A 23,733-nucleotide genomic window follows, 5' to 3' on the forward strand; every position below is an offset into this window, starting at 1 on the left:
GGGACGCGGTAGAAATCTGATCGGGCAAAACGATTATCCTGCTGGCGGTGCGCTAGAAGTTGTTGACTGCTGAGTCGGGGTGGGCGTGGGCGCCGTGATGGTAAACGTCACCACACTGCCCTTCGCCAGAGATGTGCCCGCGGGCGGGTTGAGTTCAACTGTCCCGCTGGTTGCCGAACCGCTGCTGGCTTGACCCTCGAGGCCCGCGGCTTGGAGCTTACTCTTGACCTCTTGTGCCGTGACATCGCCGGTGATGGATGGGACTGTCACCATTTCAGGGCCCTTGGAATAGGTCACTGTAATAGTTGAACCCTTCTCGGTGGGTCCGGTGGGGTTAATGTCCGTGACGGTGCCCGGCGCGGCATCGTTGGTGACTTCCTTGCCCGAAACCTGCATCTCCAAAGCAAGCAGTTGGTCGCGGACCGTGTTGAATTGCTTGCCCAAATACGCGGCCGGGATGATGTCCACCTTGGCGGGGGCAGAGGTGGTCTCACTCGGGGTCGGTGTGGAGGAGGACTCAGTGGGCGAGGCGGAACTGCTTGAAGGAGTGGAGGAAGCTGAGGTTGATGCAGAGCTGCTGGAGGTGCTGGGCGGAGCCGAAGATGACGAAGAATTATTCGGTGTCAAAATGCCCGTGCTGTTGAGCCAGAAGCCCACCAGGGCGAAGACCAACAACAAAATTAGGGCAACCAGCGGCCACGTCCACGGACTCTGATCCTTGCGCCGAGGCTGCTCCCGAACCTCCTCGAACTCATCGTCTTCATCAACCCAGCTGCGTTCGGCAGCCAGAGCTTCAGCGCGCGAGGATGCGGTGCCGGCAGCGCTAGCTGCAACAGCAGCGCCTGCGCCAACTCCGGCAGCGGTTCCCACCCCGGCGGCGCCAACCACAGGCAAAGCCGAGGTCGAGGCGCTTGTTCCACGCCCGTCAACGGAACCCACCACAGTGGTGGCCGCCGTCTGCTGCACATCCACTGGTGCCGTGATGGGGCCTGTGGTGGCCTCAAACAAAAGCATTCCCGGAACTGCGGCATGAGCTGCCTTGATGTCTCCGTTGCGGATAGCCTCGGCAGCTTCAGCCAATTTGATGGCGTTGGCCGGACGGTTCTTGGGGTCCTTGGAAAGCATTGACATCAACAGGGCACGCACCGGGGTGGCCAAGCTCTCCGGGAGCGGCGGCGGCGCGTCGTTGACCTGCGCCAAGGCAATAGCAATCTGAGATTCACCAGAGAACGGCCGGTGCCCGGTCAAGCACTCGTAGCCGATGATACCCAGCGAGTAGATATCGCTAGCACCAGTGGCCACCTGACCGGTTGCCTGCTCCGGAGCCAAGTACTGGGCGGTACCCATGACCTGTCCGGTCTGCGTCAACGGCACCTGATCTGCCAAGCGAGCAATACCAAAGTCGGTGACCTTCACACGGCCGTCAGGAGTAATCAGCAAGTTTCCGGGCTTAATGTCCCGGTGAACCAAGCCCTTGCTGTGAGCCACTGACAACGCACGCGCTGTTTGAGCAATCATGGACAAGGTCCGGTCCGGGGACAGGATCTTCTCCGTTTCAATAATCGAGCTCAAAGGCTGGCCAGGGACCAGCTCCATCACAAGGTATGCAGAACCGTCCTCTTCGCCGTAGTCAAAAACATTGGCGATGCCCACGTGATTCAGGAGCGCGGTGTGGCGTGCCTCAGCGCGGAAGCGTTGGAGGAAGCCCGGGTCACCGGTGTATTCCTCTTTGAGGATCTTGATGGCCACTGTGCGGCCGAGCACCTGGTCTTGGGCCCGCCAGACTTCGCCCATTCCGCCGATGGCGATCCGGGTTGTCAATTGGAACCTGCCGCCGAGTGTGATTCCCGATGAAGGCCTCACTTGTTCAACACCGCCTCAAAGATCTTTTTCGCGCTTGGACTAGTTAGCTGGGCGCCAGTGGCGACGTCAACACCTTGCATCACAATTGTGACCTCCACTTGCGGATCGTTCGCCGGGGCAAAGCCGGTGAACCATGAATTGTTTGTACCGTCACCAAGCTCGGCAGTACCCGTTTTGCCGGCCACCTGAACGCCCGGAACAGCTGCCGCTTGGCCAATACCCTCATCAACGACGCCGGTCATCCACTCCGTGATTTGGCGTGCAATATCCGGGGTGGTTGAGGTCCGCAAAACCTCGGGCTTGGGTTCGTTGAGAACGCGCAAATCCGGGGAGCGCATGGTTTTGATCAGTTGCGGCTTCATCTGCACTCCACCATTAGCGATTGCTGAGGTCATGGTTGAAATCTGCAGAGGGGTCGCCTTGACGTTCAACTGACCAATGGCGGACTGGGCCAGCTCAGTTTCGCCGAGATTATCCGGGAACTGGCTCTTGGCCGAAAGCAAGTGCAACTGATCACCAAAGTCTTGACCAAAGCCGAACTTCTCGGCCTGCTCAGAGATTGCCTTTTGACCCAAATCCTCGGCGATGCTGGCGAACGGAGTGTTGCACGAGTTCTCCAAAGCAAAAGCGAACGTTGCCTTTTCCTGCGTGTAGCAAAGGCCACCACGGTAGTTGGGCAACTTGTAGCTAGTTCCACTGAAGGACATCTCAGCCGGGTTGGGCAACACTGAATCCTTGTTGTACTTACCCGAATTCAAAGCAGCAGCCGTATCAATCAACTTAAACACCGAACCCGGGGCCAGCAGTGCACCGGTGGGTCCGCTGACGTTCTGATTCAGGTTGATTCCAGGGGTACTGTTCAGCTTCTCCATGGCCGCTGCTGCAGCCTTGGAATTTGAAGTGGCGATGGTATTCGGGTCATAAGACGGCTTAGAAACCATGGCCAAAATGGCGCCAGTCTTGGGATTCTGGACCACAATGGAGCCGCGTTGACCATCCGGGATCAGATCATAAGCGAGCTTCTGGAGCGCGGGATCAATGGTGAGTTCCACCGAGGCGCCTTTAGGTTGCTGTCCCAAAAACAGCTGGCCCATACGGTCCAAGAACTGCTGGTCAGAATTGCCCGTGAGCTCGCTGTTGAGCTCACGCTCAAGTCCGCTAGAGCCGGCGTCATTAGTGGAGTAATACCCAGTGATGCCAGCATATAGGGCGCCACCAGGGTAGCTGCGGCGGAATTTGCAGCTCTCGTCCCCCGGAACGGACTCTGCGATGGCCTGACCACCCACAATGATGGAGCCGCGATCGTTGCAAATATCTTGCAATAAAGCACGGTTGTTCAAGGCGTTAGTGCTCAAATCCTGAGCGCCAATCACTTGGACGTAGCTGATGGCGCCAAAAAGCAGGGCAAACATGGCTATGGCTGCGACCCACGAATTACGGATTGCCTGGTTCACTGTTGCGTCACCGCCTCGGTTGGAGCTTCCTGCGTTTTAGTGGATTCTTTGCTCTTCGCGGAGCTGGGCTCATTGCCAGTACCAGTTCCAGTGCCTTGCGGCAACGGTGTAGTCACCACGGGGCCACGGGCCGCGTGCGAGATCAGTAAAAGCAACGCCACAATGATCCAGTTAGCCAGCAATGAGGAACCGCCGGCGGCTAAGAACGGTGTGGTCAATCCAGTCAACGGGATCAGGCGGGTTACGCCACCGATCACCACAAAGCACTGCAATGCAATAGCGAACGCCAGTCCACATGCAAGCAATTTGCCGAAGGAATCACGGGTACCAAGGGCGGCCCGGAAGCCGCGGGTAACCAGCAACAAGTACAAAAGCACAATGGCCACAAGACCCACCATGCCCAGCTCTTCACCGAAAGCGGCAATGATCATGTCGCTATTAGCAAAAGGAACTAGATCAGGACGCCCCTGGCCAAGCCCAGTTCCCACCAAGCCACCGTTGGCCATACCAAAGAGACCCTGAACAATCTGGAAACTACCGCCCAAAGGACGCAAGTAAACGTCCGGGGTGAAGGCTTCAAGCCAGCTCTCCATACGGTATTTCACGTGCGAGAAAACTTGGCTGGCAGCATAGCCGCCGGCAACGATCAGAACCAAGCCAATCAGCACCCAGCTAAGGCGACTTGTGGCTACGTAGATCATCACAATGAACAGGCCAAAGAACAGCACTGAAGAGCCTAGATCGTGCTGGAAGACGAGCACTCCGATGCTGACCAGCCAAGCGGTGATCATGGGGCCCATGTCTTTGAACCTGGGCAATTGCAGCGGTCCGATCTTCCGCCCTGCCAAAAGAATCAGATCCCGATTGGAGGAGAGATACCCGGCGAAGAAGATGGCCAAAGTGATCTTGGCGATTTCACCGGGCTGGAAAGTCATGGGCCCAAGACGGATCCAAACACTCGCGCCGTTGATGTCACCGGCGGAAATCCCGGGTACCAGCGGCAGGACCAGCAGAACAGCGCTGACAATTAGGGAAATGTAGGTAAAGCGGCGCAGAATCCGGTGGTCTTTAAGAAACCAGATAACGACGGCGGCACACGCCATGGCGATCAAGGTCCAGCGAAGCTGGTTGTTGCCGGTCTCGCTACCGGGAGTGTCCAGGCGGTGAATCATGGCCAAGCCCAAACCGTTGAGGGCTACCACCATGGGAAGTATTACCGGATCGGCATATTTTGCGCGGAAGCGCAGCACTATATGCAGTCCGAGGGATGCAACTGCCAGCAGGCTGGACTGGAACCAGAAGTCAGTATTAAAAGCTTTCGGATCATTCAACCCGGTCATGGCACTGGCACCGATGCCAACACCCAAGGCCAGGATCAGCAGGACGAGTTCAATATTTCGACGCGGTTTAGGCACGGCGGTTGCCGGAATACTCACTGGGCACCTCCACAAGTAGTAGGGGCACTGCCCGGGGAAGCGGAACTGCTGGCACCGGCCGTGGGACTAGCGCTAGCAGCTGACGGCGTGCTGCCCGTTGGCGAAGCTGTGGCACTCGGGCTTGAAGTCGGCGAAGCGGACTTGGCCGTGCTCGTAGGAGTACCTGTCGGCTTGCTGCTGGAGCTCTTGCCGGGAGTGGCGCTGGGGCTCGCCGTAGGTTTAGGAGTCACACACGGCGCGGGATTCTCCGGCTTGAGGTTGTCCACAATTTCCTCAGCATCTGTGAGGTCTTGGGCCGGGACCGTCTGGCGCACACGCTGCTGCGAAAACTCCGGCAACCTAGACATCTTTACTTCGGTGACCTCATGAACGCGTGACAACTGGATAGGGCCCAATTGCTGGGAAACTCCGTTGTAAATGGCAACGTTTCCTTGGAACTCGCCCACGTAGTAGCGAGTCTGCGTCCAGGCATACCCAAGCCACAGCCCAGCAGCCACCAAAATCGCCAAGGAAGCTGCAACCACCAAAGACAACCACTTGCGATCACGAGAAACGGTGACTGTCTCCAGACCCTCATCGTGAGAAGAGTCCGTCTGCGAAAGAGTAGGAGCTGACTTATGCGTCAGGATTGTCGCTGCCCGGCGCGCAGCCGAACGGCCCACCACTGTAGGCATGGAACCAGTCTCAGCCGCAGTGGCAGCAGCACCCACCAACTCGTGTGGCCGAGTAGCCAATTCCATCCGCAAAACCTCGGCCACCAAGTGCGCGCCAAGATTCGGGTCAGTATGCGGCTCAGCTTCGGTGCTGTGTTGAGTCACCGTGCGGTCGTTGGCAAAATCAAGCCCCGGCTCGCCAGTCTTCGATTCATCCGAATCAGTGCGTCCACCACCGAAGGTGGAACCGGTGGCGACAGGCTCCGAAGGGGCGGCAGGGAGTGGGGTGAGTGTAGCGGGCGGCACCACATCCACGCGGGAAGTAGTGACGTCGTCGGGCCCGGCCTCAACAATCTCCAGAACCACCACCGTGACATTGTCCGGGGAGCCCACCGCGAGAGTCAGGTCAATAAGTTTCTCGGCGCATTCCTGCAGATCAGGGGTATTACGTACCACCCGCTCCACAACGTCGCCGGAAACGTAGTTCAAACCGTCCGAGCACAAAAGCCAACGCTCACCGGCGCGAACTTCAATGGTGGCTAGATCCAATTCCGGGCTTGCATCAACATCGCCGAGAACGCGCATCAACACGTTTTTGTGCGGGTGCGTTTCGGCTTCCTCGGGGCGCAAGCGGCCCTCGTCTATAAGCCGCTGAACAAAGGTATGGTCAACGCTGACCTGTTCGTACTTGCCTTCACGCAAACGGTAGGCGCGCGAATCACCAATGTGGGCGTACTCAAGTTTCCCGTCAGCCAAGAGCAGTGCCGTGACGGTGGTACCCATACCAGCCAAGCGAGGATCCACGTGGACAAGCTCAGAAAGCAAAGAATTGGCGGTCTGGATCTCGTCGGCCAGAACGGTGCCAGCGCCACCCTGATACTCATCGTGATCGAGGTGAATCAGGTCCAAAACGGTGGATGCCGAGGCAACATTTCCACCAGCATGCCCACCCATACCATCAGCAACCACTGCCAAATGGCGACCAACATAGGCTGAATCGTCGTTTTTCGCGCGGACTAAACCTACGTGAGAGATGGCCGAATAGCGCATGATGAGGCGAGGCTCTTCGGGGCGATTCGCTCCATCTTGCGCGCCGGGCTGCTGATCTTTAGCCACGGTTATGGCCTCAATTCAATGACCGTCTTGCCGATTCTCACGGGTACGCCCAGCTCTACGGGCAATGCGCGGGTGAGTGGCTGATCCGCCAAGAAGGTGCCATTGGTGGAGCCCAGATCCTCGATGAACCAGCGGCTGCCTTGCGGGAACAAGCGGGCGTGCCTGCCGGAAGCGTAGTCATCTTCCAAAACGAGCGTTGCCTCTTGAGCGCGGCCCAACAAAATGGGGCTCGCAGCCAAATCCAAGCTAGTGCCTGTCAGTGGGCCTTCGGTGACCACCAATTGACGTGCTTGCTGGCGGACCGGAGGCGCCGGGGCGGGAGCGAGGTCCGGGTTCTTACGGATTTCGCGGGCCGTTGGAGCGCCAGTTCGTGCCTTGCCGCCGATCATCAAATCGCGGCGCATGGCAGAAACAATGCTGAAAATAAGGACCCACAGCAAAAGCAGGAAACCAAAACGCAGCGCCGCAACGGTCAAATCACTAAGTTCGCTCACTGGCCACCTCCCTGATTCGGGGCGCCGTTCACCGTCAACAAACGGAAAATAATCCGGGTGCGGCCCATGGTGATCACGGAACCATCCGTAAGTTCGGTGCTGCCGTGAAGTTTCTGACCGTTGACGTAGCTGCCGTTAGTAGAACCTAGATCCACTGCCAAGCTAGTGCCAGCATCGGTCCTAATTTCTAAGTGTTTGCGCGACACTCCCGTGTCATCAACCAAAATGTCAGCCTCGGAGGAGCGGCCCAAAGTAATGCTGGGCGCGTTGAGTGAGTAACGCTGGCCGTTGATGTCCAAAACTGGCTGCAACCGTGACGGCGCGCGCGTTGGTGCGGCCGGCATCCGCGGCGCCGCCGGGTTGCGCGGTGTGGCGCTGGGGGCACTTGGCTGAGGGCCGGCGTCGTTCTTCTCTGAGGAGGATTCAACTTCAAAGTCGCCAGGCTTGAAGTTCTCATCCAGCAAAAATGAAACGCGTACCGGGCCCTGCAGTGTGTAGCCCTGACTGCGAACATGCTTGATAACAACATCGCAGAGCTCTTCGGCTAAGGCCGTACCCCACTGTTGAGCGCGTTCAAAGTCTTCACTGCTAAACAGCACGTCAAAAACGTTCGGTGCAAGGGTCCTGCCGGCCGAAACCGTTAAGGCATTGTGATCCAATTCGCGGCGCAAGCGGCTCGCAATTTCCACAGGTTGAACCTGGGTACGGGAACCGGTGGAGAAGACTCCACGTACGGCTTTTTCAATTCCACGTTCAACGCGGTCAAGTAGGCCCATACTCACACTCCTTCCTGTGGCGTCCCATGGCGGGGGCGAATCCTCTAGCGGCACCTTTTCAGGCACCGGTGCGAACACCCGGGAGGGCGCTCGTACATCCGATAGTACTTGGCCACTCTGGTAATGGCCCTAATCAGTGCAATTCCCGTGCCGTAGCGTGCGCCACAATTTTGCGGGTTCGGTGTTCGTGGGAACTTGGCTCCACGCCAACGGGTCTTCGCAGCAAACCGCTTTTGCATGCAGCCCAAGGGTTTGTCATGATTTCCGGTTTGGCTCCTGCGTCCGTTATGCTTGATCTCGCTGCTTTTGCGGAGTATTGAGTGTGGGAAACCCGCTTGAGGAACAATAGAGGGCGGTTGCGCGCGAGTGGCGGAACGGTAGACGCGCTGGCTTCAGGTGCCAGTGTCCGAAAGGGCGTGGGGGTTCGAATCCCCCCTCGCGCACGCATTAAAAATGACCTCGATCTTCGGATCGGGGTCATTTTTTCGTTGGGGCACCACACTGGCTTCCCCGCCGTCCCTTACCCCAACAGCTAGCAATTGTGGTTATTCTCAAGGCTGAGAAGAGCCGCAAATGCCAGTCAGTTGGGCGGGGCAGGGGAAGTGAGCCTACTTCTTGGCGGTCTTTTTGGCTGCTACTTCTTTTACACGCTGAGCTTCGGCACGAACAGTGGCGTGAGTTGCCCGCTCGGTCACCAGCCATTGCGGCGGGGACTGCAGCAGTTCGCTGATTTGCGCCGTGGTGAGCGCCTCTTCAACACCGCCGCGAGCTAGGCCGCTGATAGAAATGTTGAGTTTCTGGGCCACTACGGGGCGCGGGTGCGGGCCGGTGCGGCGCAGTTCGGCAAGCCATTCGGGAGGATCGGACTGCAATTGCGCGAATTCCTCGCGGGTAATCACCGAATCCTGAAACTCCTGTGGGGTTGCAGGCAGGTAAAGGCCCAATTTTTTGGCAACGGTGGCCGGTTTCATGGACTGGGAATTAGCTGAGGTCATGTTCCAAGGGTATCCGCCGGGCGCGGAGAGGTCAGGCGGTACTGTGAGTATGTGTCTGAACCAACAGAAGAAACCGCGCCGTCTGTGCGATTCGCCTATGCCCCCGGAGTCACCCCGGGCAAGTGGATTCGGCGTTGGGAGGAGCGGATGCGGGATGTCCCGCTGAGCTCGTTTATGTCCGACGCCGGCACTGAACTTGCGGTGCTACGTGACGGTTCCGCCGACCTTAGCTTTGTTCGCCTCCCCATTGAGCGCGATGGCCTGAATGTTATTCCCCTTTACGCCGAGCAGCCAGTGGTGGTAGCCGCGAAGGGCCACGAGATCACGGCCTTCGAAGAAGTAGACGTCTCCGACCTGGTCAGTGAAACGATGCTGGATTCATCTCCGGAAGGTTTGGCAGCGCTGGGTGGCGTGGAAATGGCCCTCCAGGTGGTGGCCTCGGGAGCCGGGCTGCTGGTCCTCCCGATGTCCGTGGCCCGCCATTTCAACGCAAAAGAAACTGTCCACCGCAGGCTCACTGGTGCTCCTGAAACGGAGATTGCCGTGGTGTGGCTGCAAGACCGGGACAACGAATTTATTCAAGAATTCGTGGGTATTGTCCGGGGGAGGACCGCACAAAGCTCCCGTCAGCCGTCCTCGCAAAAAGAAGAACCGAAGAAAGCCCCTAAAGCGCGCACACCTCGCGGACCTAAGAAGCCCTCCGTTGCTCAGCGGTATGCTCCCAACCCAGACAAGGGCCGAGGCAAGGGATCACGTAAGCGCGGGAAGAAGTAGACGGTGAAGGAGTCCAAGGTGAAGCAGGGCAACAAACCCACTATCCGTACCGTGGCGGAACGGGCAGAGGTCTCACTCACCACGGTCTCCTATGTGCTCTCTGGACGCAGTGGCGGAACGGCGCGGATCAGTGAGGCTACGCAGCGACGCGTCCACGATGCTGTTGCTCAGCTGGGCTACGTTCCCAACCAGGCCGCTCGGGGCATGCGGCGCGGCAGGACTGATTTGGTGGCCGTAGCTATTGGTGACCTCGAATGGCCATGGGACAGAAGTCTGGCCACCGCGGCGGCTCGAATTTTGCCGGAATACGGTTATCAGCCAGTGATTCTGCTCGGCGACGCCTGGCGGAACTTTATGCTCTCCGGCGGGGCTGATGGGGTGATCCTCGGCTATATTCCGGCTGGATTGAGTGAGGATCCAACCATGACGGAGCTGGCTCGCCGTGGCGTAGCGCAAGTAGTGGTTTCCGAGGTGATGGAGCCCAAGGGTTTTGATGTCCTGGCTCCGCAACCACAGGACGGCATTGCTGAAGGAATGGACTTTTTGACCGCCAGTCACCGCAGAATTGGCTGCATCCGCCGGCTGGACCAGCCGATGCCAGGGCAGAGTTCACGGTTCTCTAGTTACGTGGCTGGCTTGGAGCGTGCCGGAATTGAACTCGATATGGAACTGGTGAGGACCTCAAATCACGCCAAGGACCAGGCCTATACCGCCGCGCTAGAACTCTTGAGCCTGCAAGAGCGGCCCACCGCGATTTTGGCTACGGATGACATGGAAGCACTGCAAGCAGTGCGGGCCGCTCACCGTTTGGGGCTCAAAGTTCCGGAGGACATTCAGATCATTGGGGTTGGAAATTCAACCGAAAGCCCAGATTCTGATCCTGCCCTGACCACAATTGGCCCTGAACCGATCTTTGAACAAGTCGTCACCATGCTGGTGGATCGATTGGCTGGGCGCACGGCCCCGGAGGGTATCCGGGTGCCGGCGACGTGGAGCCTGCAGTTGCGTGAAACCACGCGGAACTAGTTGGCCGTAGTTGGGCTAGTTGGTTGCGGCCTGGGCTGACTGATCGGTAATGGGGCGGCGCGCCAACCATGCAGCAACAATCGCGCCGGAGACGTTGTGCCAGAGTGAGAACACAGCGGAGGGCAGTGCGGCCAAGGGGCTAAAGTGAGCCGCGGCGAGCGTGGCAGCCAAGCCCGAGTTCTGCATACCCACTTCGAAGGCGAGTGCGCGGCGTGCCCGCTGATCCAACCGGCCCACCTTGCCAGCGAGGTAGCCCAGCGCCAGTCCGAAACCGTTATGGAGGACCACGGCGAGGAACACAATGCCGCCAGCGGCTACCAGCTTGCTGGCGCTTCCTGCAACAACAATCGCCACGATCAAAGAAATTACGACGGCGGATGCCCAAGGAAGTGCGGGCAGCAGCTTTGCGACGAGGTTCTTGAGGAACAAGCGCGCCAAGAGGCCAGCGATAACCGGTAAAAGAACCGTTTTGGTGATGTCCCAAACCATGGCACCTGCATCAACATGCAGGAAGGACCCGGCAAGGAAAAGCGTCAGGGCCGGTGTAACAAGTGGTGCGATGAGGGTGGACACAGAGGCCACGGCAACGGAAAGCGCAACATCACCCTTGGCCAAAAATGCCATCACGTTCGAGGCGGTTCCGGACGGGGCGCAACCGACCAGAATGACACCTACAGCAAGTTCGGGAGGCAGGTTCAAGGCCTTAGCGATCACCCAGCCAGCACCCGGCATAATCACGTAGTGTGCCAAGATACCCAGCAGCACGGCCCAAGGGCGGCGAGCTACGGAGGCGAAGTCCGGCGGGGTCAGCGTCAGACCCATACAAAACATAATGACGCCCAGAAGGTACGGCACCGTGGGGGCAAGTGGCTTAAAGACGCCCGGAATCAGGAAGCCCAGAAGACCTGCCACAATCACCAGTAACGGGAAAATGGTGACAGCGAGTTTGGCGACTTTCGCCTCTGCTGCCAAAGCGGGGTTCAAGGGGGTTGATTCAGTGTTTTTAGTTGCCTCAAGCATTCAAAAATATTTACACCAACGTCCACAGTGTGGCGAATCCATGACCATTCCGTGGACAAATATGTCAGATTTAGGCTCCGTGCCCCTTGTTTTCATTGAAACGGTTTTCATTCAGCCGGTACCGCTCGATCTGCCGCAATCGCCGCTGCAGGCTATCCCGGCGAGGGTGAGGCGTGACATCAGGGCCCTCCGCGGTCAAGTTCACATGCTCGGTGCCGAACTCCCACAACAGAAGGTCATCTAGCAGCCGGTCCGGCCCCGGTGAGTACCGGTGATCTAGCGCCTGCCGGACTTGTTTGATTCGTGCCGCACTCAGCAATTCGGCAAGCTGGGCTGTTTCACGCAAGCCGTGAGCGGCCAGAAGCTCGGACGCCCAGCCCCAGTCGTCGTCGACCTTGCGGTCCACGTGCGGAAGGAGGGTGCGCCACACGTCCCGAACCCGGTTGGGGGTCAACGGAAGGGCGCCACCCACCTGTGGATCCCAATAACCACGGACTTCTTCGTAGCGTTCGTTGAGGTCTGAGAAGGCGCTCTCCACGGTTTCCAACATGGCTGCCGTTGCAGTGAACTGGCGGTCAAAGTGCGGCGTCCAGGCGCGACGATCCTCAGCCTTGAACCGGATATCATGCTCAATCTCACTCCACGCGTGGGCAAACACCGTGCGGATCTGGCACTCAAAAAAGTAGCTGCCGTTCGGCGGAATATCTGGGTTAAATTCCTGCTGGTAACTGCGCACTGTGTCATTGTGCAGGGTGCGCAGAATCAGGTGCCGGCTCGAATAACCGTAGGTCCCGGACTCGATAGAACCGATGTCCTTCTCGCGGTCACCGCGGCAATCAAAGAGCTGGCGCTGACGCTTAATGATGTTGGCCACCGTGGCGTTGTCTGCCGGAAGCTTGGTGATCACCCGGACACCCACCATGTCATTCAGCGTCCGGAAAGGATCCGGGAATTTCAGCACTGGCGCTCCACCGGGCTCAAGGGAATCCTCAAGCCGGGAGATTTTCTCGCGGAAAGACTCCACGGTTTTAGTCCGCCCAGTGATAAACAATGGGGTAACTTCCTCACCCTCTAGCATCCGACGCATGGTCAGTAGGACGTCACGAGTTACCAGTTTTAGCGCAGGGCGTACCCGCTCATAAAGTTCAACGTTCGCCTGAACGGCTGCTTGCTGATCTGCATCCAAGCGTTCCCAATTGCTGCCCATGCTGCCAGCATACGTGGGAGCACTGACAAGATGGGAAGTAGCCCACGCGTGCACTATTCTGGGTGTTTACTTGGGGGCGCGGAGCCACCCTGGCATTAAAGAGGATGGGCACCCACATGAGCACTGAAATCACGTTCCCCGAAGGTTTTATATTTGGCAGCGCCACGGCGGCGTACCAAATAGAAGGGGCAGCGGCAGAAGGCGGCCGCGGACCCTCCATTTGGGACACTTTTAGCCACACCCCGGGCGCCGTAGCGGACGGGCACAACGGAGACGTTGCGTGCGATCACTACCACCGCATGCCCCAGGACGTGGCACTGATGAAGTCACTCAATTTGGGCGCCTACCGGTTTTCTATCTCTTGGGCGCGTTGTATGCCCGACGGCGTCACACCGAACCCTGAGGGCATCCGCTTCTACTCCGAGCTAGTAGACGAACTACTCGCCGCCGGGATCAAACCCATGATCACCCTCTATCACTGGGACCTGCCGCAAACCCTCGAGGACAAAGGCGGCTGGGCTAACCGCGAAACCGCCTACCTTTTTGCCAAATATGCAGCAGTAATGCACCAGGCCTTGGGCGATCGGGTGGACTTCTGGACCACCCTCAACGAGCCATGGTGCGCAGCATTTTTGGGCTACGCCGCGGGAGTTCATGCGCCCGGCCGCCAAGACCCAACCACAGCCCTAGCGGCAGCCCACCACCTCCTCTTGGCACATGGATTAGCGGTAGCCGAGTTGCGCCGTCGTAGTAGCGAATTGCAAGTGGGGATTACCCTCAACTTCACCGTGGCGGACCCGCTGGACCCTACCAGCCCCTCGGATGTAGACGCTGCGCGGCGGATCGACGGACAATTCAACCGCATTTTTGTCCACCCCATTTTCAGCGGCGAGTACCCCGCCGACGTTCTTGAAGACACTGCTCACCTTGGCTTCACTCAGTTCATCCAGGACGGTGACTTGGCCATCATTAGCGCGCCAACAGACTTTCTGGGTGTGAATTATTACCACGGTGAGGCCGTCACCACGCTGGAATCAGTGGCCAACAACAGCAACGGCGAGGCAACTGTTCTAGAGAGTCACGCCCCGCCAGGCAGTGAAACACCTTCCCCCTATGTTGCTGCCGAAGGCGTCACGTCCGTCTCCCGCGGATTGCCCGTAACGGACATGGATTGGGAAGTTCAGCCCGATGGTTTGCGGCGCCTTTTGAACCGCTTGCACGCGGAATACACCGGCCCAGCTGGGATTCCGCTGTACATCACGGAGAACGGTGCAGCCTATGCCGATCAGGCTGATAGCAACGGATTTGTGGACGATCAGGACCGCCTGGCGTTTATTGACGCTCACTTGCGGGCGCTCAAGGACGCGCTCGACGACGGTGTGGACGTTCGCGGCTACCTCGCCTGGTCCTTTATGGACAATTTTGAATGGTCCTACGGCTATCACAAACGGTTCGGTTTAGTGCGGGTGGACTACCAAACGCAGGTACGAACGCCCAAAGCCTCGGCCCTGTGGTTTGCAGAAGTCGCAGCCAGCAACAGCCTGCCCTCGGCTTCACAGCCCATAAGCCTCTAGTGACCCAACACCGCTACCACTACGGAGCCCACGAATCACAGTGGGGGGAGTTGTTTTTGCCGTCGGGCGCATCCGGACCTCAAGACATTTCCGGTGTGGTGGTGGTGATACACGGGGGTTATTGGCGGGCGAAATACGGTGCCGAGCTGGGTGAGCCACTCGCAGCTCACTTTGCACACTTAGGCATCCCGGCCTGGAATCTGGAATACCGGAGGGTGGGCAATGGTGGCGGCTGGCCGGCCACCTTTGAGGACATCAGCAGTGGCATCCAGTTCCTGGAAACCCTGCAGGGCGAGCACAGCCTAAACCTGTCCAAGGTGGTGGCCCTAGGTCACTCCGCGGGCGGGCATCTGGCGGTGTGGGCGGCGGGCACCGGGGTGACCCTTACCGGCGTCGTTAGTCAGGCAGGTGTTCTCAATCTTGCCCAAGCCGAAGAACTAGGCCTGAGCAAACACGCCGTGGTGGACCTGCTTGGCGGCAGTTCCGCGGAGATTCCCGAGATTTACCGGGCAACGGACCCCATGTCCGCTGTACCCCTAGGTGTCCCTGTGTACGCGGTTCACGGGAAAGCTGATCTAGATGTCCCCTTCAGCCAATCTGAGAGCTACATTGCCGCAGCCGCAAAGGCAGGAGCGGACAGTGAGTATGCGCAGCTAATCACCGTCCCGGGTGGTCACTTTGAGCTCATTAATCCCGAGGCGGAATCTTTCGCGACATGCAGCCAGCTAGTGCTGAAACTGCTAGCGTAAAGAAATGCTTACGGTCATTGGCGAGGCCCTCGTTGACGTAGTTCAACGCGGTGAAGAACGGCAAGCTCACGCGGGCGGGAGCCCACTGAACGTGGCCGTGGGCATGGCTAGGTTAGACCATCCCGTGCAGTTTATTGGCCGCTACGGGAACGATGCCTACGGGCACATGATCACCGAGCATTTGCGCGAAAGCTCAGTGATGGTCCCGGTGGTGGCGGACGCCTTCCCCACGAGTGTGGCCACAGCCAACATTGATGCCACAGGAGCCGCGAGCTACACCTTTGACCTCTTGTGGGAGCTGCCCTCCCTCAAAGAGCGGCTCCCCGTGATGCTGCAAGCCACCACCTTGTTGCACACCGGATCCATCGCCACTGTGCTAGCTCCCGGTGCTAGCCAAGTCCTCGACGCTGTTGAGCATGCTCATCCGGCGGCAACCATTAGCTTTGACCCTAACTGCCGTCCCAGCATTGTGGGAGATCCTGACTCCGTACGGGAATTGGTGGAAAAGTTCGTAGCGCTCGCAGACGTAGTGAAAGCCTCGGATGAGGATTTGCAATGGCTCTACCCCGGTGTTGATCCGCTGGAATCTGCCCGGCGCTGGAAGGCAATGGGCACTAATAACACCGGCCCAGCACTGGTGATTGTCACCCGTGGAGCTGATGGTCCGTGGGGCATTGTGGATGCTGGCGAGATCACCGTTCCGGCCAGAAGCGTTGACGTGGCAGACACCGTTGGCGCAGGGGACTCCTTTATGGCAGCGCTACTTTCGGCCCTAGTGGATGCTGGCTTGGATGGTGGCCAGCGCCGCCCGGAACTGCACGCTCTCACCGCACAACGGCTCACCGAGATTCTCAGTTACGCGGCCCACGCGGCCGCCATTACGGTTTCCCGGCCGGGCGCCAACCCGCCCACCCGGGCAGAAATAAACCAATCCGTTTCCTCCGATGAAAGGCCAGAATGACTGACTACGATCCGTACGCCGCACTACCGGCCGTGGCCGAATTTGAGGTCACGAGCGACGATTTCAACGACGGCGAGGTTTTTGGCAACGCCCAAGTCAGTGGCGTTTTTGGTGCTGGCGGCCAAGACATCTCGCCCCAGCTGAGCTGGAGTGGCGCTCCCCAAGGCACTCGCAGCTTCGCAGTGACTATCTTGGACCCGGACGCACCTACCGGCTGCGGTTTTTGGCACTGGCTGGTAGCCAACATTCCAGCAGACACCACCTCGCTGCCCAATGGAGCCGGGGCACAGGACGGAATTGCCCTGCCGCACGGTGCCATCCAATTAAGGAACGACGCCGGTTTCCACGGTTTTGTGGGTGCCGCACCACCGGCCGGGCACGGCCCGCACCGGTACATGGTGGTAGTTCATGCAGTGGACGTTGAAGAACTAGAGATCGCCCCGGACTCGCCTCCTGCGTTGATGGGGTTCAACTTGTTCAGCCACAGTATTGGCCGCGCCCGGATTACTGGCATTTACGAACAGCACTAGCTCCTTCGGCGGAATTGGCGCGGTGGCGCAGTTGTCCGTTTGGGCAGATAGGCTCACATGATGCGGTTAGTAGCAAGTGATATTGACGGAACCATCCTCAGCCATGATGGCCACATTAGCGAGCGGACTGTTAAGGCATTCCATGCGTGCCGGGACGCCGGGGTGGAAGTGGTGTTTGTGACAGGCCGTCCACCACGCTGGCTGACTCCGCTGCAAGAGCAGCTCGGCCACACTGGGACTGTCATTTGTTCCAACGGGGCTGTGGTGTGGGATCTTGAATCGGACAAAGTCATTGACGCCAAGGGCTTGGATCTTGCCACAGTCCTTGAGCTGCGCCGTATTGTGAGCGAGGTCCGCCCCGAGGCCCGTTTTGCTGCCGAGACGCTGGGCGGATTTCACTTGGAGCCGGACTTTATTGAGCCCGGCACCGTTCGCGCACTGGACCACATTGTTCCTGCGCCCCTTGAGGAGACCCTCAGCCCGGAGGAGACGGTGGTCAAGTTTATGGCGATCAGCGCCAACGGCACTGCCGACGCATTCTTGGCTGAGGTTAGTCCCGCGGTCGAACATTTGGCAACGGTAACCCACTCAGCGCCCGGAACCGCACTACTGGAAATCTCTCTGCCAGGCCTGAACAAGGCGGTCACGTTGGCCGAGTACGCCGCGCAGTTGGGGATTGATGCAGCGGATGTGGTGGCGTTTGGGGACATGCCCAACGATGTCCAGATGCTCGCGTGGGCGGGGCAGGGTTATGCGATGGCGAGCGGTCACCCCGAGGCGATCGCCGCGGCAGGGCAGCAAGCACCGCACTTTGACGACGACGGCGTGGCCCAGATTCTGGAGCAAAAGCTCGCCGAATTACTCGCTGGCCGCTGAGATGCTGGAGTACTTCCAGCACGATGAGCGCCCTGGCAAACCCTTAGCGCTGGCACATCGAGGCTTCTCGCTGGACGGTCTGGAAAACTCTCTGGCAGCGTTCCGGGCCGCAGCTGAGCTGGGGTTTGTGCACCTCGAAACGGATGTTCACACCACTGCCGACGGGGTGCTGCTGGTGTTTCATGATCAGACGCTGGACCGGGTCACTGACAGTACAGGCAAAATTTCTGAGCTGACCGCAGCAGAGGTGTCACAGGCACGGATCGGCGGCATTGAACCTGTACCCACGCTGGTTGAGTTGCTGGAAGCTGTTCCCAACGCCAAACTGAACTTGGACGTTAAGGACTCCGGATCGGTGGAGACCTTGGCTGCGCTCATTGAAGAGCATGGATTGCATCACCGAGTCTTGGTGGCGTCGTTTTCAGACAAGCGCCGCCGGGCAGTGCTCAAACGCCTGAGCCGCAGGACAGCCTCATCTGGGGGTATGCTCACCACCGCCGTTTTTGTCTTGTTTGGCGGTCTGCTTCCGGACCGAATGTTAAGACGCATTTTGCGCGATGTGGATGTGTTCCAAGTGCCCCGAAACTACGGCCGGCTCAAGGTGGTCACCGCTGCGCGGGTGGCTCGCGCGCACCGTCTTGACGTGCAGATTCACGTCTGGACAATCAACGACGCCCCGACCATGCACAAACTCTTAGACCTTGGCGTGGACGGAATTGTGAGCGACCGAGCTGACATTCTGCGGGAAGTTCTCGAGGCTCGCGGAGACTGGCTCTAGAACATTCGTCTACTTACTGAGTCGGTGTAACTGGCAAGATGGTGTGATGCGCATTCTCATCGCACCAGACAAGTTCAAAGGCTCCCTGAGCGCGGCCGAGGCAGCCTCGGCCATTGCAGAAGGTGTCCTGCGGGTTTATCCCGATGCAATCGTCACCCAGTTCCCCGTTGCCGACGGCGGCGAAGGAACTCTGGAGGCCGCAATTGCGGCAGGCTACGAGGAGAAACTCAGTGCCGTCGTCGGGCCGATCCTCAAGCCCACCGGCGCTGCATGGGCGCTGCGGACTGACGCGTTTGGCACCTCCACCGCGATTGTGGAAACCTCCCAAGCGTCCGGCCTCGCGTTGGTGGATGAGGGCATGCTGGACGCGAGCGGCAAGCCAACCCCAGAGGCCGCACTGCGCGCGCACAGTTACGGTTGCGGCCAGCTGATTGCTTCCGCGCTGGACGCCGGGGCCACTGAGATTGTGTTGGGTTTGGGAGGTTCTGCCATGTCCGACGGCGGATCCGGCGCTTTGCGTGCCTTGGGACTCAAACCACTTGACGCTTCCGGGAACGTGGTGCCGTTGGGCGGCGGATCCCTGATCGATGTGGTGTCAGTGGACACGTCCGCCCTTGATCCGCGCCTGAGTGCCGTGAAAATCCGCCTCGCTGTGGACGTTCAGCACCCGATCTTTGGTGGGGGCCGGACCGGAAGCGAAGGCGCCGCACACGTATTCGGGCCGCAAAAAGGTGCCGATGAGGACGGTGTGGAACTCCTCGACGCTGGACTGCGCAACTGGGCCTCGGTGATCCGCCAAGCCACCGGCCGGGACGTTAACGTGCCCGGTGCCGGTGCTGCTGGCGGATTCCCAGCAGCATTCCTCGGTTTCTCCAACGCCACTCTGGAAGAAGGCTTTGGCCTAGTGGCATCCCTGACCGGCTTGGCACCCGTTTTGGCCGAAGCTGACCTGGTGATCACCGGGGAAGGCTCTCTGGATGCGCAGTCCCTCGAAGGCAAAGCCCCTATTGCCTTGGCTGATGCGGCCAGTGGGCGGGGGATTCCTGTGCTGGCAGTAGCTGGGCGAATTCTGGTAACGCCCGAGGAACTGGCCGAACACGGAATAGACGCCGCCGTTCAGTTGTTGGACTTAGCGCCAAGTCCCGCCGCGGCGCAGTCCGAAGCCGCAAAATATCTCACCCTGGCCACCCAGCAAGTGCTGGAAGGAGCCTAGTTCTGAGTGTAGGGACAGGAACAATAGGAGAACTATGACTACCGTCAACGCCTACGTGGCACCATCCGCTGGTGCACCACTAGAAGCAACCACCATTGAGCGCCGAGAAGTGGGACCCCATGACGTCCTGATTGACATCAAGTTCGCCGGCATTTGCCACTCGGACATCCACACCGTTCGCGGTGACTGGGGCCCCCAGCAGTACCCGCTGGCACCGGGCCACGAAATCGCCGGAATCGTTGCTGCAGTTGGCTCCGAAGTAACTCGCCACAAGGTGGGCGATCGCGTTGGTGTTGGCTGTATGGTCAACTCCTGCGGCGAGTGTGTGAATTGTGAAAAGGGCGAAGAGCAGTACTGCCTCAAGGGCAACGTGGGCACCTACGGCTCAGTTGACCGTGATGGCACCATCACCCAGGGCGGCTACACCACCGCCGTAGTGGTGACCGAAAACTTTGTGGTCTCCATCCCGGACGGCCTTGAACTAGACGTTGCTGCTCCGCTTTTGTGCGCCGGCATCACCACCTTCTCCCCTCTGAACCACTGGAACGCCGGCCCCGGCAAAAAGGTTGGTGTGATTGGTTTGGGTGGACTTGGCCACATGGCCGTGCAGATTGCGCACGCCATGGGTGCCGAGGTGACTGTGCTGTCGCAGACGCTCAACAAGAAGGAAGATGGCCTGAGCTTGGGCGCAGACCACTACTACGCCACGAGCGATCCGGAGACGTTCAAACAGCTGGCTGGCTCCTTGGATCTGATCATCAACACGGTTTCCGCCAAGTTGGATATCAGCGCTTACTTGCAGCTGTTGGCACTCGATGGGACCTTGGTCAGCGTTGGTGCCCCGCCGGAGCCCCTGCCGGTTCAGGCATTCTCGCTGATCGGTGCACGCCGATCCTTCGCCGGATCAGCTATTGGTGGCATCCGCGAAACCCAGGAGATGCTCAACTTCTGCGCCGAGCACGGTATTGGTGCCAAAATCGAAGTCATCTCGGCTGACCAGATCAATGAGGCCTACGAGCGCGTTTTGAAGTCTGACGTTCGCTACCGCTTTGTCATCGACACGGCAACGCTGAACTAACAGGAACCGCTACAAAATAGGACATCCGCACCCGAATCCCGGGTGCGGATGTCCATTTTTGTAGCGGCATCGAGAGTACGACGTCGGCACTCACCCCAGTGGGTGGGTTCAGTGTGCCTTGGGTGGAATTAGCTCGAAAACAAGGCAGGGTCCGCCGTCGTACAGCCCGGCGTCAATATCCACGGCGAGACCGCCTGCGTACTCCTCCGGCCCGGCAGTCTCGAATGCTAGGTACCCGTGCACCTCGGAAATGATGCTGTGCCCGTGGATGATCCGCTCGCCGCCCAAAGAATTGAGCATACTCACCGAATTTGTGTGGCCCTGAACTCCACGGAATGCCCCACGCGTGGTCATCCGAGCCCACACATTCCACAGCTGTTCAAGGTTCTCGCTGCGCAGTGCCGCCCCAATAGTGGTGTTGACTTCACTCACCGTTGAACCAAATTCCAAGTACGCCGTGGTGTCCGAATGCAGCAACAATTCAGTCCCGGCTAAGGCCACCGCTGGCCGGTCCATAAGCCACTGGACATGACGGGGGGACAGCCCCTCCTGGTCAGAATTTTGGCCGCCATTGCGCACCCATGATGCGTGAAAATTCCGTGGACCCGTGGCCGTTTCCAACGCCTGGGTCCCAAACAACTTGGTGCCCAACGCCAGCACCTCATGATTGCCCAGAAGTGCGTGAACACCACCGCCAGCTTCGCGGGCGGAGACCTCCAGCTGCATCAACACGTCAATGACACCCAGCCCGTGGGGACCCCGGTCTAGGTAGTCCCCGAGGAAGTACACGTGCGAGTTGCCACCTTGCCAGCGGCCCACCGAATCAACCAGCCCTTGCCACGAGAGCTCCTCTAGGAGAGGTTTTAGGGCGCCGTGGATATCACCTACGGCAAAGTAGCGGGCTGATTCGGCGGGTTCGATCATGCGCTAGCGCTTCTTCTTGGTGGCAGCTTTAGCGGCTCGCGCTGCCATCCGCTCGGCGATTGGCTCACCCTTATGGGAGACCGGGCCCTCAGTCTCGGGGTCAGAGACTGTACCCCGAGCCTTCGCGATGGCCTTCATACCGTGGTAGATCAGCAAGGCAGCGGCTGAGCCCAACGCAATACCGGTGAACTTGAGCGAGCCAATGGTCCAGGTGTAATCCGCAATACCAATAATGAGTGCCACGGCGGCGGTGGTCAGGTTCACAGAGTTAGAGAAGTTCACCCGGTTCTGGACCCAAATCTTCACACCCAGCACACCGATCATGCCGTACAACATGGTGGCCGCGCCGCCCAAAACACCGGCCGGAACCGTGGCAATGAGCGCACCGAACTTGGGCGAGAAGCTCAGCAGAATCGCGAACAAACCAGCAACCCAGTAAGCAGCAGTGGAGTACACCTTGGTCGCAGCCATCACACCAATGTTTTCGGCGTAGGTGGTGGTGCCAGAACCGCCGCCCAAACCGGCCAGCACCGTAGCGGCACCGTCAGCCATCAGTGCGCGGCCGGAGACGCCGTCGAGGTTTTGACCAGTCATGGCAGCCACCGACTTTACGTGCCCGATGTTCTCAGCCACGAGCACCAACACCACTGGCACAAACAGGCCCACTACACCAACGTGGAATTCGGGCGTTTGGAAGTGTGGCAGGCCAATCCAATCGGCTGCATTGACGGTGGTGTAGTCCACTTCACCGCGGATGTTGGCCACAATGTAGCCCACCACCACACCCACCAGGATGTTCAAGCGGCCAATGATTCCGCGGAACAGTACTGTCACCAAAATGATGGTCACCAGAGTCAGCAGAGCGGTGATTGGTGCAGCGTCAAAGTTGTTTTTCGCGGCTGAGGCCAGGTTCAGTCCAATCAGCGCCACAATGGTTCCGGTGACGATCGGGGGCATCAACCGGTTGATCCATGCGGCGCCAAACTTTTGGACCACCACACCAATCAAAGCCAGGACGGCGCCAGCCATCACCACACCGCCCAAGGCGCCAGCAACACCGAATTGCTCTTGTGAGGCCGCGATGGGGGCAATAAAGGCAAAGCTGGAACCCAAGTAGCTGGGTACCTTGCCGGCGGTGATGATCAGGAAGAGGATGGTGCCCACACCCGAGAAAAACAGGGTGGTGGCCGGGGGCATGTGGGTCAGGATGGGCACCAAGAACGTGGCACCGAACATGGCCACCACGTGCTGCATACCAATGCCGATGGTCAACGGCCAGGCGAGGCGCTCTTGCGGAGCCACCACCTCGCCGGGGCGCACGGACTTGCCGTCGCCGTGAAGGGTCCATTTGGTTCCGAGCAGGCTCAAAAGGAGCGCCTTTCGCTATCAAGAAATTAGGCTGACAATCCGTCAGGGGTTCGGATGCAACTTTACTGTGCAGCACGCTGTGCTGAATATCACGTCCATAAATGGGAAGCACAAACGAGACCACGGTGTTGACGCCAAGGAAACGACGCGAATATTGGCGCCGCACCATTCGGATCACTCTTCTGATCCAGCCATCCCAGGTCTTTCCCAAGGAGTCCCATGAGCATCGCCCACGAAGAAGCCGTCCTCGACGCAACCGCCATCAACACCCTGTTTGCCGAGGCACGCACCGCGAACTCCTTCACCGGTGAAGTCACCGAGGAACAAGCTCAGGCCATTTACGAACTGACAAAGTTTGGCCCCACGGCGTTCAACTCCCAGCCACTGCGAGTCACCTACGTGCGTTCTGCCGAAGCCCGCGCTGCCCTCGTGGACAACATGGCTCGTGGCAACCAAGCCAAAACCGCTTCAGCCCCCTTAGTTGCAGTGCTCAGCTTTGACACCGCGTGGCACGAACGCTGGGATGCTTTTATGCCAGGTTTCAACGCCCCGAAAGCCATGTTCGACGCCGACCAGGCCGTCACCGCAGCCACGGGTAACAACAACGCCCACCTGCAGGCCGGCTACTTCATCATGGCCGTGCGCGCACTGGGCTTAGCCGCTGGCCCCATGACCGGCGCCAACTTCGCCGGCATTGACGCTCAGCTCTTCCCCGAGGGAGACCAGAAGTCATTTATGGTGATCAACATTGGCCAGCCTGGTGAAGATGCATGGGGCGACGCCAAGCCGAAGTTTGACTACAAGGATGCTGTACGCACCGTCTAAATTTCCCCCCATTGGCTCGCAAGTGTGGCTCCACTCGCCCTTG

Annotated in this window: 22 protein-coding genes and 1 tRNA gene; 12 read left to right on the top strand and 11 right to left on the bottom strand. The window is 59.2% G+C overall.

What is annotated here, in order from left to right:
- Positions 1 to 33: 33 nt before the first annotated feature.
- The 6 genes from ACQR35_RS09765 to ACQR35_RS09790 all read right to left on the bottom strand — a co-directional run bounded on the left by ACQR35_RS09765 (position 34) and on the right by ACQR35_RS09790 (position 7,792).
- Positions 34 to 1,863, bottom strand: coding sequence for a protein kinase domain-containing protein (locus ACQR35_RS09765; RefSeq protein WP_430269917.1), 1,830 nt, complete (start codon positions 1,861 to 1,863; stop codon positions 34 to 36).
- The gene (locus ACQR35_RS09770; protein WP_430269918.1) at positions 1,860 to 3,317 is read right to left on the bottom strand and encodes a peptidoglycan D,D-transpeptidase FtsI family protein; all 1,458 of its coding nucleotides are present in this window, start codon (positions 3,315 to 3,317) and stop codon (positions 1,860 to 1,862) included. Before ACQR35_RS09770 ends, ACQR35_RS09765 begins: the two co-directional genes overlap by 4 nt.
- Positions 3,314 to 4,753, bottom strand: coding sequence for an FtsW/RodA/SpoVE family cell cycle protein (locus ACQR35_RS09775; protein WP_430269919.1), 1,440 nt, complete (start codon positions 4,751 to 4,753; stop codon positions 3,314 to 3,316). Before ACQR35_RS09775 ends, ACQR35_RS09770 begins: the two co-directional genes overlap by 4 nt.
- Positions 4,750 to 6,456 carry a PP2C family protein-serine/threonine phosphatase gene (locus tag ACQR35_RS09780; RefSeq protein WP_430269952.1) on the bottom strand — a complete coding sequence of 569 codons (1,707 nt, stop codon included), beginning with the start codon at positions 6,454 to 6,456 and terminating at the stop codon, positions 4,750 to 4,752. The genes ACQR35_RS09775 and ACQR35_RS09780 overlap by 4 nt, the downstream gene beginning before the upstream one ends.
- Before the next feature lie 68 nt (positions 6,457 to 6,524).
- A complete protein-coding gene (locus ACQR35_RS09785; protein WP_430267646.1) occupies positions 6,525 to 7,016 on the bottom strand; it encodes an FHA domain-containing protein FhaB/FipA in 492 nt (163 codons plus the stop codon).
- Positions 7,013 to 7,792: an FhaA domain-containing protein gene (locus tag ACQR35_RS09790; RefSeq protein WP_430267647.1), complete on the bottom strand. Its 780-nt coding sequence runs from the start codon at positions 7,790 to 7,792 to the stop codon at positions 7,013 to 7,015. The genes ACQR35_RS09785 and ACQR35_RS09790 overlap by 4 nt, the downstream gene beginning before the upstream one ends.
- A gap of 360 nt (positions 7,793 to 8,152) precedes the next feature.
- On the opposite strand from ACQR35_RS09790, the gene ACQR35_RS09795 reads away from it, so the two are divergent.
- A tRNA-Leu gene (locus ACQR35_RS09795) sits at positions 8,153 to 8,235 on the top strand.
- Between the two features lie 165 nt (positions 8,236 to 8,400).
- Here ACQR35_RS09795 and ACQR35_RS09800 read toward each other — a convergent pair.
- Positions 8,401 to 8,787 carry a DUF5997 family protein gene (locus tag ACQR35_RS09800; protein WP_430269920.1) on the bottom strand — a complete coding sequence of 129 codons (387 nt, stop codon included), beginning with the start codon at positions 8,785 to 8,787 and terminating at the stop codon, positions 8,401 to 8,403.
- 51 nt (positions 8,788 to 8,838) lie between these two features.
- Here ACQR35_RS09800 and ACQR35_RS09805 point away from each other — a divergent pair, with 51 nt between their 5' ends.
- Both ACQR35_RS09805 and ACQR35_RS09810 read left to right on the top strand, forming a co-directional pair.
- Positions 8,839 to 9,561 (top strand): LysR family transcriptional regulator substrate-binding protein, encoded by a 723-nt coding sequence (locus ACQR35_RS09805; RefSeq protein WP_430269921.1) that lies wholly within the window; start codon positions 8,839 to 8,841, stop codon positions 9,559 to 9,561.
- Between the two features lie 3 nt (positions 9,562 to 9,564).
- Positions 9,565 to 10,587 carry a LacI family DNA-binding transcriptional regulator gene (locus tag ACQR35_RS09810; protein ID WP_430269922.1) on the top strand — a complete coding sequence of 341 codons (1,023 nt, stop codon included), beginning with the start codon at positions 9,565 to 9,567 and terminating at the stop codon, positions 10,585 to 10,587.
- A gap of 15 nt (positions 10,588 to 10,602) precedes the next feature.
- Here ACQR35_RS09810 and ACQR35_RS09815 read toward each other — a convergent pair whose 3' ends face one another.
- Positions 10,603 to 11,607 (bottom strand): bile acid:sodium symporter family protein, encoded by a 1,005-nt coding sequence (locus tag ACQR35_RS09815; RefSeq protein WP_430267651.1) that lies wholly within the window; start codon positions 11,605 to 11,607, stop codon positions 10,603 to 10,605.
- Positions 11,608 to 11,677: 70 nt separating this feature from the next.
- A complete protein-coding gene (locus ACQR35_RS09820; protein WP_430267652.1) occupies positions 11,678 to 12,814 on the bottom strand; it encodes a GTP pyrophosphokinase in 1,137 nt (378 codons plus the stop codon).
- A gap of 116 nt (positions 12,815 to 12,930) precedes the next feature.
- On the opposite strand from ACQR35_RS09820, the gene ACQR35_RS09825 reads away from it, so the two are divergent.
- Genes ACQR35_RS09825 through ACQR35_RS09860 form a run of 8 tightly spaced genes read left to right on the top strand, consistent with a single transcriptional unit; the run spans position 12,931 to position 20,573 of the window.
- Positions 12,931 to 14,388 (top strand): glycoside hydrolase family 1 protein, encoded by a 1,458-nt coding sequence (locus tag ACQR35_RS09825; RefSeq protein ID WP_430267653.1) that lies wholly within the window; start codon positions 12,931 to 12,933, stop codon positions 14,386 to 14,388.
- Positions 14,388 to 15,137 (top strand): prolyl oligopeptidase family serine peptidase, encoded by a 750-nt coding sequence (locus ACQR35_RS09830; RefSeq protein ID WP_430267654.1) that lies wholly within the window; start codon positions 14,388 to 14,390, stop codon positions 15,135 to 15,137. The genes ACQR35_RS09825 and ACQR35_RS09830 overlap by 1 nt, the downstream gene beginning before the upstream one ends.
- A 4-nt stretch (positions 15,138 to 15,141) precedes the next feature.
- Positions 15,142 to 16,098: a carbohydrate kinase family protein gene (locus tag ACQR35_RS09835; protein ID WP_430267655.1), complete on the top strand. Its 957-nt coding sequence runs from the start codon at positions 15,142 to 15,144 to the stop codon at positions 16,096 to 16,098.
- Positions 16,095 to 16,628 carry a YbhB/YbcL family Raf kinase inhibitor-like protein gene (locus ACQR35_RS09840; protein WP_430267656.1) on the top strand — a complete coding sequence of 178 codons (534 nt, stop codon included), beginning with the start codon at positions 16,095 to 16,097 and terminating at the stop codon, positions 16,626 to 16,628. Before ACQR35_RS09835 ends, ACQR35_RS09840 begins: the two co-directional genes overlap by 4 nt.
- 60 nt (positions 16,629 to 16,688) lie before the next feature.
- Positions 16,689 to 17,504: an HAD family hydrolase gene (locus ACQR35_RS09845; RefSeq protein WP_430267657.1), complete on the top strand. Its 816-nt coding sequence runs from the start codon at positions 16,689 to 16,691 to the stop codon at positions 17,502 to 17,504.
- 1 nt (position 17,505) lies between these two features.
- On the top strand, positions 17,506 to 18,282 hold the full coding sequence (locus ACQR35_RS09850) for a glycerophosphodiester phosphodiesterase (RefSeq protein WP_430267768.1): 777 nt from the start codon (positions 17,506 to 17,508) through the stop codon (positions 18,280 to 18,282).
- A 46-nt stretch (positions 18,283 to 18,328) separates the two neighbouring features.
- A complete protein-coding gene (locus ACQR35_RS09855) occupies positions 18,329 to 19,495 on the top strand; it encodes a glycerate kinase (protein ID WP_430267658.1) in 1,167 nt (388 codons plus the stop codon).
- 34 nt (positions 19,496 to 19,529) lie between these two features.
- Positions 19,530 to 20,573 carry an NAD(P)-dependent alcohol dehydrogenase gene (locus tag ACQR35_RS09860; protein ID WP_430267659.1) on the top strand — a complete coding sequence of 348 codons (1,044 nt, stop codon included), beginning with the start codon at positions 19,530 to 19,532 and terminating at the stop codon, positions 20,571 to 20,573.
- A 108-nt stretch (positions 20,574 to 20,681) separates the two neighbouring features.
- On the opposite strand, the gene ACQR35_RS09865 is transcribed toward ACQR35_RS09860, so the two are convergent.
- Positions 20,682 to 21,497: a metallophosphoesterase gene (locus tag ACQR35_RS09865; protein ID WP_430267660.1), complete on the bottom strand. Its 816-nt coding sequence runs from the start codon at positions 21,495 to 21,497 to the stop codon at positions 20,682 to 20,684.
- A 3-nt stretch (positions 21,498 to 21,500) separates the two neighbouring features.
- A complete protein-coding gene (locus ACQR35_RS09870) occupies positions 21,501 to 22,865 on the bottom strand; it encodes a uracil-xanthine permease family protein (RefSeq protein WP_430267661.1) in 1,365 nt (454 codons plus the stop codon).
- 219 nt (positions 22,866 to 23,084) lie between these two features.
- Here ACQR35_RS09870 and ACQR35_RS09875 point away from each other — a divergent pair, with 219 nt between their 5' ends.
- A complete protein-coding gene (locus ACQR35_RS09875) occupies positions 23,085 to 23,690 on the top strand; it encodes a malonic semialdehyde reductase (protein WP_430267662.1) in 606 nt (201 codons plus the stop codon).
- The last annotated feature ends 43 nt before the right edge of the window (positions 23,691 to 23,733 follow it).

It is taken from the genome of Pseudarthrobacter sp. J1738, assembly GCF_050490315.1.
Classification (GTDB): Bacteria; Actinomycetota; Actinomycetes; order Actinomycetales; family Micrococcaceae; genus JBNPEO01.